The sequence below is a fragment of the Metabacillus rhizolycopersici genome (assembly GCF_020075705.1).
The window spans coordinates 1-2484 of sequence record NZ_JAIQUM010000179.1 but is presented as its reverse complement, the minus strand read 5'-3'; the positions used below and the strand labels follow the sequence as shown (position 1 = coordinate 2484).

General features: G+C 30.4%; 3 protein-coding genes. 2 read left to right on the top strand and 1 reads right to left on the bottom strand.

Annotation, left to right across the window (positions count from 1 at the left end; genetic code table 11):
• Nucleotides 1-343: 343 nt before the first annotated feature.
• Together K9V48_RS27660 and K9V48_RS27655 are read left to right on the top strand one after the other, a co-directional pair.
• The gene (locus K9V48_RS27660; RefSeq protein ID WP_224142264.1) at nucleotides 344-1231 is read left to right on the top strand and encodes a UCP032817 domain-containing protein; all 888 of its coding nucleotides are present in this window, start codon (nucleotides 344-346) and stop codon (nucleotides 1229-1231) included.
• A gap of 278 nt (nucleotides 1232-1509) precedes the next feature.
• Nucleotides 1510-1659: a hypothetical protein gene (locus tag K9V48_RS27655; protein WP_224142263.1), complete on the top strand. Its 150-nt coding sequence runs from the start codon at nucleotides 1510-1512 to the stop codon at nucleotides 1657-1659.
• Between the two features lie 655 nt (nucleotides 1660-2314).
• Here the strand turns inward: K9V48_RS27655 and K9V48_RS27650 are convergent.
• A partial coding sequence (locus tag K9V48_RS27650) for an integrase core domain-containing protein (protein ID WP_224142265.1) occupies nucleotides 2315-2484 on the bottom strand: 170 nt, incomplete at its 5' end.

The following is a 2484-nucleotide window of genomic DNA, read 5'->3' as shown; positions in this document are numbered from 1 at the left end:
GGCGAACTGTTTTGCGGACGGGATCTTAGTCCCACGGGCGCTTACGTTCTACCCCGGCTACCGTTATCATATATCGATATAAAAAATGGTCAACCAGAAATATTTTCTGGCTGACCTTATAATACGAACGGGCAGGATAGGGAATAATGAAAAATTTAAAAATTGTAAGATATGGAACCATCCACAATGAAATTCGTAATAGTAATAAAGAGAGGATGATTTAAAGTGAAGGGCTTAGTATTACCGGGATACTTTTTTTGTTATCTGTAGTTATAACAGCAGTTTTTTTATTTTTGGATTAAAGAGCTATTAAAATTTATTCCAATAGGAATGGGGGGATTAGATGGTATGGTTACTCCTGCTTGCAGTTATTATTTGGTTTATTTTATTTTTACGCAAAAAACTCTCATTTAAATTTGGTTTATCTCCAAAATCATTAGAGATAAAACCAATTAAAGGATTAAAAAAGCTAAGTGATGACCTGGAGCAATACCTTAGTAAAAGTTATATGGAAAACGTAGAAGAGAGGGTAAGGAAAGAAAATAAGTTAAAAGAAAATGAGTACAAGTGGCGTCTACTGGATTTAAAACGTTATTTTATTTTGACTTCTCTTTTAAAAGAGTCTCCAATGTTTAGCGAGAAAGTCGATGAACTGTGGCATCAGATGCTCATGTTTACCCGTGAGTATGATGATTTTTCAAAGAAATATCTAGGGACTATTCTTCATCACAGTCCAAATGTAAATGTATTGCCTGATCCTGATTTGCGCGGATTTTTTGATTGGGTATATGCTGAGCTTTTTCTCATAAGAAAAGAGAATATCCATCTTTATAAGGGGTTTTTCAGGTACCCTGTACATCCAATTATCATTGATGAGTTTAAAAATTTACCAGAAAATGAACTAATAGATATATATTTTAAAAGTGATACCAAATATATTACTACAGTGCTCTCGCTTATCTCTTCCATGAAAAAAACTGCAAATAAGGTAAAAGATTATGAAAAAAGCGTCATACAAGAAAAAATGAAAAAAAGCAAAAGGGAGGAAAAATATAATACAATGATCGTTCCTTTCTTATCTGTTTCTTATTTTCATTATGATGAATTTTCCAGTTACATGAAAATTAGCAGCAACAGTTCATCAAGTTGTACAAGTTGCGGGTCGGCTAGCTCCTGTAGTTCTTGCTCGTCTGGAAGTTCCTGCTCAAGCTGCGGTGGGGGTGGAGATTAATAATAGAAGTTATGTTGAATAAAACTTAGATTTTTAAACGACTTTATTGTTATATTTTTAGTATAGTGAAGTATCTTACATCAAAAATTAAACAACTATATTTTTAACCCCGTCCTAAATTTAGAACGGGGTTATGCTTGTCTGAGCTTTTAAAGTTAAATAATTTTATTGTCATTTTACATCTTATTAAACGGGATAGGTTAGTTCGATAAGAAAGGTTTATTTTACATATAATTCCAGTATAAGCGTAAAAAAGTATACAAAAGGGGAAATGAATAATGAGTTTGCATATTACTAAAGAATTAAATAAAAAGAATAAACAATATATTGATGATGAGCTTTATAAGTTTAATTTAAAGCATTTTCCAACAGATTTAGGAGGCAGATACGAAGAAATCAATTTATACACATGGATTTGGCAATTTTGATTACTTCTTAAACTTGACTTTATGTTAACTAGGTTTGTATAACGTATACATCTTTTTCTATGTATCTTTATATCTATTGTGTTACATTATTTTTTTGTCGAATTTCACAAAAAAACCTGTCAGATATACTGACAGGAATGTTAACAGAAAGTTCACAAAGTTGTATATTCAATTTAAGAAAAGCAGAAAGATGTCGAAAGTCGATAAACATAATTAATATAGTTTTTTTATCTTTAACAAAAACAGCATAATACTAAAGGAGTTGCTTAATATGACGTTCTTAAAAAGTACTTTTAACTTTACAATTTTACCATTTATATTAATAGTCTTATCACTAATCCTTCTACCAGTTTTCCTTGTAACAGATGATATAAGCGCTTTTCAATACTTAATAGATCGTATGTTTAAAAATATAAATGATTAACAATTACAGAATTGATAGTTTAATGATTACAAAGTTACATAAAGGAGAGATCAACATGAAATCGTTCGCTTATAATTCTAAAAAAAATATATTATGCACCCTCGAATTTGCTTATTTGTATATGGTTATTCTTTACATAGAGTTTTATAATGAATTAAAATCTTCTCCAAATTAAAAACCACTGATCTATTCAGAAACATCTTGGAATGTCAACACTAAACTGGACAAAACTTATAAGGGCTGTTGTTTAAATTCAACAGGCGTTAAATAGTCCAATGTTCCGTGAATTCGAATGTTATTGAACCAATGTACATAATCATTAAGTTCAAGAGCGAGTTGTTTAAGGGAAGAGAAATGCGCTCCATTAGCGAACTCTGTCTTAAATACCTTAAATGTCGCTT